The sequence below is a fragment of the Paenibacillus sp. 01L418 genome, from assembly GCF_056400045.1.
On the sequence record NZ_JBFTSN010000287.1, the window covers coordinates 1 to 8,491 of the forward strand.

Consider the following 8,491-nt stretch of genomic DNA (forward strand, 5'->3'; position numbering starts at 1 on the left):
TCGCAATCGTTAGCGATCCATCCACCGCAGCAATCGTATCTACAAGCACCTTGCCTTGCTGCGTTAATTCATACATGTTAAACGATGCAACGTCTTTAAAATCATTTGTCAGTTGCCAAGTCGTCGTATTACCGGTCGTATTCCAGTGGTACAATTTAGCTCCTTCGTTTATTCCTAGAGGCTGGTTGGTCTTCACATCCCACAGCCAAGGGATCAAGGAGTCTGCTTCGCTCGTATGACGCTCGGCTGTGTCCGTCGTTGTTCCGGTATCTTTCCAAGAAGAGATGACTTTTCCGTCTTTGGAGAGCTCAATCTTGTTGCTTGCTTTGTTTCGTTTGGATACAACATTTTGTTCAAAAGTCACTTGATCCGTCTCATATTTCATGACGCCATAATGCTGCATAAATTTTGTCGGAAGCACTTCATTGAAAAACACGGTTACACCCTGTTGAATATCTGGCTTCGAATCCCCCCAAGTCGCTACGACCGGGATTTTCTGGCCTTTAAACAGCGCGTTGCCGACGAAAATATCGAGGTCATTTTTAACCAATCGGTAAAGAATGCTTTTGTTCCCTTGGTTCGGATAACCCAAATCCGTTCCCCAATGGACAAATACCGATCCTGGCTCAATCGGCCCCGCAAATTCGGTTCCTACTTTCAACCCCAAGCCATTTGCATATTGCAGCAATTTATAAGCGTTGTAATCGTTGCCTGTGTATACATCGATATAATAAAAATCCAAAGCAGGGTCATTCGGGTTTGCTGGATCTTTGGTGAGATTGTACAAGTTTGTAAATCGTGACTTCAGATCACCGCTCAAAACATCCTTTGTCTGATCTACATAATAGCTCGTATCGATCCAATCCCAACCTTTTGCTAGCCGATCCTGTTTATATCCGTTTGGCGTAGCGCCTGTCAGATTGGAATAGTTCAGCTCGTTTGCATCAAGATGGTATTCTGTGGCGTTTAAATGAACGCCGACGCGAAGGTTATATTTGGCCCCTTCGTCAATCAAGTAGTTAAAATCGGCTAATCCGCCCTGTCTCACCCCAATGTTGGAGTAAGAAGGAATATCATCGTCATGCCCTTCCGCCTGATAACCTTTTTCCAAAATCATTTGTCCAAAGCCGTCGGAATAATTGTACAGCACTTTACCAGTGTCCAAAGCGTTCAGGAACGGATCATTTGCCTGACTAGCGAAGTTGAACGCAATGTACATCATATTGTTTTTCATGTCTTCGGCGCCGAACGGCTGCACGTATATTTCTTTACGATAAGCCACAGCCGCATCCTGCCAGTCTACCTTCCCATCGGAATTGCGATCCTCGGTAAGAACAACGTTATACCACGGCAGTGCTTCCTTTTCATTGCTCTGGGTATGACGATAAGTCCACGATCCTGGTTTTACGGTAAGCTTATTTACAAGGGACTTTTTCTCGGCGTTAACGAGTATCTTATTTCCGCCGCTCATTACGTTATTTTCCATAGACGCGCCCAGTCCTTCTGCGCTCACCATCGTCATCGTTGTGCCGAATGAACCGGTTTGATTCATTTTGGACATGTCGTCAACCAGCTCTTCCGAAATCCCGTGCCACTTGCCGTCAGACTTGTTCCAAGCGTACGTCGCGCCTTTCATAGAGCTATCCACATAGAAGAGTGAACTATTCAACTCGAGAGATCTGACAACAAAATCACTTTTTTCTTGAATTTCGCTCACTTCGAATCGAACAACGTTATTTTCTTTTGCTTCTATGAAAGCCTTAATCACCACGCCAATTTCGTCAAAAGCCATCGTATAGGCATATTTGCTTTCGCCAACCTTTTCCGAAACCGTCTGAGCTGTATACTCCGTATTGTTAATTTGTAATGTATTTGTTTGCTCGTCTGCTGCTTTCATCGTCTTATTGCCGACCTGATAAGAAAAAATACTCGGAAAACCCTTATTCAGCGTCACAGTCAAATCGTCTTTGGTGATCGAATCAAGCTCCGCCGCAAGCTGAAGCCTTGGCATGGATTCCTGTTCAACCACTTTGAGATTGGCAATCGTCATTTCTTTGGCGCTATACCAGGAACGCACTCCAAATTTCCCAGCCCCTGAGGTCACCGTATTATCCGTAACCGCGCCCATATCCGTCCTGTTGCCATCAGCATCAGTAATAGCGAAAGTAACTGTGTTGCCGATCAGATTCAATTCGATTTTATACACAGTATCCGCCGCCATGGAATACGCAGTAGGGAAGTTGGAATCGTTGCCGTTTGCAGAAAGCTTCCAAGTTCCATTGATGTCATGAACGATAGATACGTAGCGGTTATCGTCATATCCTCTCAAAATAAATCCATAGCGCCCTCCGTCTGTCCCAGCGCCTACACTCGTCTTGAAATCAAAGGTTACTTTCTGATCGACAACGTCTGGACTGTTATTATCGGTAACGAGAGATACGCCGGGCAGCCTTAATTTAACGCTGCCTTCGCCGCTTTCCAGCACGGCCGGACTGCTCGAATCCATCGCGCTCCAGTTAGGCGTAGTGAAGTCAGGCTCATATATTCTAATTTCTTCTGCGGTCATCGCATCCATCTCAACTTGCATCACTTCATTTCCGGAATTATAAATTCCAAACGCTCCCGGTGTGAAGTCTTTCGTTTGGACAGTGCCCACCAAAATGCCATTCACATAAAGATTCAACTCATTTTCGATCAACCTTACCCGCAAAATAAAATCTTTGCCAGGTACAATTTCAACGCTGTCTCCGATAGCTATTTTTTCTCCACCGTTAGGTTGATACATCCATTTGCCTTGACCTTCGTAATAAATGGCTGCATTGCCGATTTTAACTCCTGCGGACSAAGCATTTGTCTTCATCTTGACCTGGTATACGCCGTTTTTCACAGGTACGATATCTTCATTTATCGCAACCGATCCCGAAGCGATACTGCCCTTCAAATAACCATCGACGACTTGACTGCCGCCGAGTCCTGTCCAGTTCATGCTTGAAGCTGTCTCATAATATTGTTCATAATACATCTTGCTTGCGACAGGGGAAGTATCCATTTGGATAAATTCCTCCGTGAACAAAATGTTGTCCACATACAAGTCGCCTTGCCCGTATACTCCGAATGAACCTTCTCCGAATTGTTGTCCGGACGGTAAATTCGCAGTCAACTTAGCTCCGTTTATACTTAGTGTGACCGAAGAGTCGCTATATTGTATTCCGACCTTATTCCAACTCATAACTAATGGACTCGATGAAATAGCGTCACTTGCTACAAAAGGAATAGTGCTGCCATCCTTCTCCAAAATCCAGTGGTCATTCGCAAATTTCACCACAGAGCTGCTGCCTATAGCAAAACCAATCGCATCAGTCGTAGGTTTTACATCCAGCATATAGGTTGCGCTCTGTAGGAGTGGCGCATCGTTATTCAATACCGTGCCCGTGATACCGGACAACTTCAAAAAGCGATTGCTGCCTTCTTTGATGATGGATGAAGAGCCGCTACTCCACCCTCCCGTAATGCCATCCTGAAAGTTGTTGCTGTATTGCACCAATTCCTTTGGAGTAATCATTTGATTCGTATACTGCAGGTTGTCGATATACAGCTCTACTGTGCTTCTGATTCGAAGTCCAAACAAGCCAGCCGCATCGGTAAATTCAGCAAATGTAATATCGCCAACTAGCTTTTTGTTCATATAGACCGTAATTGTTTTTCCATTAAAATTGAACAATAGATTGTTCCATTTCCCCTGAATCGGATAAGGAATATTTAAATTGCTGCCCCAACCGGAGCTGGATTCAGGCAACCAGCGATTTGGATCGACTCCGATTTCGCTAAAGATGCTTGCCGTCTCATTCATTCTGAAGCCAAATGCAAAACCTTGGCCGCTAGAAAGCTTAACAGGATTTACTAGCTTAAAGTCCAATGAAAGCGTACCCGATTGTAGCTGCGGGGAATCCAAATCTGCTCCGCGTTCTTTAGCTCCTTTTTTTAGCGATAATACCTTGTTGCCTGTAATGTCTGTTACCACTTGAGCGTTAAGTCCGGACCAACGCGGTGTGTACGCCGGGTCTTCATAATTTTGTACATAATTAATGATATCTGACGGTTTTTCGATTTGGCCAACGCCTTGAATGTTAATATCCTTCAAAACGACTTGTCCCGTCGCAAAACGTTTATACAAGGCCACCTGACCTATTCCAGCCTTCAAATTCAATAAATTCGTGTCCTTGTTGTAATAGGTAACGCCATCAACGATAACCAATAGCTTGTTTCCGTTATAACCAATCTTGATCCGGTAATCGGTATCCATTTTCAACTCGGGTCCTTCAAAAGATTCCCACGCGCCAGAACCATCTGGGCTTTGAATGACCCAAGTCGTACCCGCATCATAACGAATAGACAATCCTTGGGTAGAATTATAGGCACCGATTACAAACCCAATATTACCTTGCGTCCCGCTGGTGTAACGCAGTGTTGCATCGATTGTGCCGGCGGACAGCCATGGTCCTTTATCCCAAGCAGCAATAGCTATATTTTTTTCTAACGAATTCATTTCTACCGTCAGCCCATTGTTAACCGATGTAGTCCCGTTTCCTTTCATAAAAGTCATTAATTCGGGCTGCATGGACTGATAATTGTTGCTGTAGGAAACGACGCTTTGTCCATCTGGCACATTGCTCGTAATCTCATTCAGAAATACTGTAAAATCGTTTTCCCTCACTGTAACTTCTGCGGAAGCTTTGAGGGGAGTGCCTTGAACGCTGCCTTCTACTTTAAAAGCTCCAGCCTCAGCATATTGCGAGGGATCAATTTCGTCCCAGCTTACCTGAACTTGTCCAACGGATTCATCGCTAAATATAGCTTCTACCTCCAGCGGAAGAACCGGCGGATTCCCTATTGTTGTGTTAATCTCGATAGAGGGAATGCTCGCGATCGTTTTTACCTCAACGACTTCCTCTGCAAAGGATACCGCACTTGGCCATACAGCCAGCTGACTCAAAATTGCAAAACAAATCATCCAAACATACAATTTGAAAACCGTGCTTTTTTTCCTCTTAATCATCTTTCACCCATCCTCCATGGTAATCTGATCCTAATTGGATTTTATTAGCATAGAACAGATGAAAGCGCTTAAGAATGATCATTTTTGTTAGAAGTCTGATCTTTTTTGAAAAAAGTCTGTATGGGGTGGGGCGGGTGCTATGGTGCTGCCCGCTCAGTTGCATCTAGGTGCATAGTTAATCGTAATGGCATAGTTTAGGTGCATAGTTAACCACAATAGCTTGATCTATGTGCACAGCTAACCGTAATAGCTTCATTTAGATGCATAGTTAACCTCATTAGCTTGATCTAGGTGCACAGCTAACCGTAATAGCTTCATTTAGATGCAGAGCTAACTGTAATAGCTTCATTTAGGTACATAGTTAACCTCAATAACTTGATCTAGGTGCATTTCTGCACCTATTCCGATAACTACTTTTCAAATCCTCTCAACTAGATGCACTTCTACACCTATTTGTGTTATTTCCATCAAATTTTATAATAACAAGTGCACTTCTGCGCTTATTTACACTTTACGATCGGTCACGCACACTACAATCACACTACATGCACAAACCATATAAACACTCTAATTACACTACCTACACAACTCACATATAAATCCTTGCACATATCACAAACGCATACTCTCACTCCAAATACACTTAAAATATGCACACTGCTGCGCACCCATTTATCACTATCTACAAAAGCGAAGAACAAAAATCAGGATAACTAAGTGAGAACCCCAGTTAGCAGCAGTAACTTTATCTAAGTGCATAAATGCACCTATTCCGCCAGCTACCTTACAAATCCGCTCAACTAGATGCACTTTTGCACCTCTTTGCATCATTTCCATCAAATTTGATAGAAACTAGTGCACTTTTGCGCTTATTTACACTTCACATCCGGTCACGCACACTACAATCACACAACATGCGTAAACCACTTATACTCTCAATGCACATAACCTACACAAATCACATACTGTTAGTTTAATAGCACTCCTTGTACACTTAACAATCATCCAATCGGACACCTTGCACGCTCTACAAACGCATAACCCAACACCCAATACACTAAACAAACGCACATTCCCTCATAGTCCAGTATCTACTCTCAACAAAAACAGTCGAGAGTACATGCTGATTAGTTAAGTGAGCACCCCGGTTCATATCAGCAGGCTCATCTAAGAGCATAAATACACCTATTCCGACAACTACTTTTCCAAATCACTCAAATAGATGCACTTGTGCACCTATTTGAGTAAATTCCACCTTATCTATTGAAAATAGATGCACTCCTGCGCTTATTCAAACTTTACGCGCGGTACATGCATACTTCACTCACATTACGTGCACAATCCAAATTCACACCCCCCACACACTACATTCACAATCCATCTACACCATTTCAATCCCGCTTTACCTACACAAATCGCATGCAATTAAACCACACTCCACTTACATACAATTTGCATGCAATCCAGTAACACTCCAGATACTTACAAGTCACACGCTCCACAAATGAACACATTCACACATATTCAGCCGTCATTTCTAATTCCTCTCTTACTCTTACTCTTACTCTTACTCTTACTCTTACTCTTACTCCTAGTCCTAGTCCTACTTCTACGTCCACTTCCGTTCCCTAAAAAAAAGGATTAAAAGCCGAGCGTATTAGCTCATAGCTGACAATACGAATGCCTTTTCCAGATACAACTGGACGCAGTTTGCCAACGTCACACAGTCTTTTCAAATATTTGACCGCTGTGCGGCGATTAATATGAAACTCCTTCATAACATCAGCTGGGCGAATGTTCTTGTTTGACCTAAACGCATAATGCAATAACTCCCGCTCAAAGCGTGTCATGTTCTGCTCTTGCGTGTGAGTCACCAAATAAGGAGCCAGCAGCGACTGCAGCAAAGACACAATAAGTTGCGGCTTTTCCTCCAACTCGTCATAAGGTATGGACACGACGCGGTATCCAAGCACTTGCAGAAATGTTTCCCGATTTAGTTCCCGTCGGTATCGAATTCGATCGGTATTCTGAACATGAGGTCCATAACCCTTTATTTCGAAAGCGAACCTCGTCGCTCCCCGCTGCCAAACTAAATCAATATAAAAAGGGTTCCCACGCCAATCCACGACTTCATACTCCGGATGTAAATGATCAAAACTACCCATCATCGGCCACCAAACTTGCTTCAAAAACAAACGTTCACCATGCCCATGTCCACGCTGAAGCCTGCTCTTGTGCTCTCCCTTACTTGCACGCAAATGTTTTTTCAACCATTTCTCATGTTCTTCAGCAAATTCCATCTCTCATCCTCCTCAAAATGAAAAAACGTCCTTGGCTCCTCTTGTACAGAGGAAAACCAGGGACGTTCTACGTCACACTTTTTTATTCAACTTTTTATAAGATGTCATACTATGACGTTCTACGTCACACTTTTTTTATTTACCTTTTTATAAGACGTCAGCCTATGACGTTCTACGTCACAACTATCTTATCCAACTTTTCAAAGATGTCAGCCTATGACGTTCTACGTCACACTTTTTTTATTTAACTTTTTATAAGATGTCATACCATGACGTTCTACGTCAAAACTATTTTATTCATCTTTTTATAATATGTCATACTATGACGTTCTACGTCACAACTATCTTATTCAACTTTTAAAAGACATCAGCCTATGACGCTAATGCTACATCTTAAGCTGTTTCCTTTTTTCACACTCTCTCTCTAACTTGTTACATTCGTGCCAGTAGAGCAGCCGCCTCTGCACGAGTCAAAGTCGCGAGCGGCTTGAAGCTTCCATCCTTGTAGCCAGTAATAATACCGGAATCTATTATTGCGCCCACCAGCCCAAGGTTTGATGCTTGTATGGATGATTTGTCAGAAATCTTAGCTAAGCCATCCGTTTTTTCGATCAACTTTAGAGCTTTTGCTGTCCATACCGCTACCTCTTCTCTTGTAATCGGCTGTTCAGGCTTGAAGCGATTTCCATATTTTGAAGCATCAATCCAGCCTCGTGTTACAGCCGATTCAATAAAAGGCCTAGACCAGCGCGTGCTCGGGACGTCAAGAAATGACAGGTTTTCTGCTTTAACAGAAACTTTCAATTTCTTCGCAAGCATAGCTAGAAACTGCTCCCTCGTTACCTGAGCTGCAGGACGGTATGTTCCATCTGGAAAACCGTCAACAACGCCAGCTGCTGCAAGTTCCTCAACAGCTCCTTTTGCCCAGTGCAGCTTCAAATCAGAAAATAAAAGTCCAGAAGTATGTTTAACCTTAATATCAGAGAAGGTTAATTCAGCTGCTGAATCGATAACCGCGACTTGAAAGTTGTTGCTAATTCTACTTACTGCCGTCTTCTCTCCAGCGATAGGGAGCTCCCACTTCAACTTGCCTGCTAAATTATACGATGCAAGAGAATGACGTCCTCTACTAGCG

Annotated in this window: 3 protein-coding genes; all 3 read right to left on the minus strand. The window is 43.2% G+C overall.

Features of this window, described 5'->3' with window-relative positions; all coding sequences use genetic code 11:
- The coding region (locus AC1DSE_RS25000) for an endo-alpha-N-acetylgalactosaminidase family protein (RefSeq protein ID WP_477528348.1) at positions 1–5,056 on the minus strand (5,056 nt) is incomplete at its 3' end.
- Between the two features lie 1,628 nt (positions 5,057–6,684).
- A complete protein-coding gene (locus AC1DSE_RS25005; RefSeq protein WP_477512808.1) occupies positions 6,685–7,356 on the minus strand; it encodes a hypothetical protein in 672 nt (223 codons plus the stop codon).
- 432 nt (positions 7,357–7,788) lie between these two features.
- Positions 7,789–8,491: S-layer homology domain-containing protein (locus AC1DSE_RS25010; protein ID WP_477528349.1), on the minus strand; the 703-nt coding region annotated here is incomplete at its 5' end.

What these genes read in the sequence shown, in the direction of transcription:
- AC1DSE_RS25005 (WP_477512808.1), bottom strand. Translation starts at nt 7,356, where the DNA reads ATGGAATTTGCTGAAGAACATGAGAAATGGTTGAAAAAACATTTGCGT.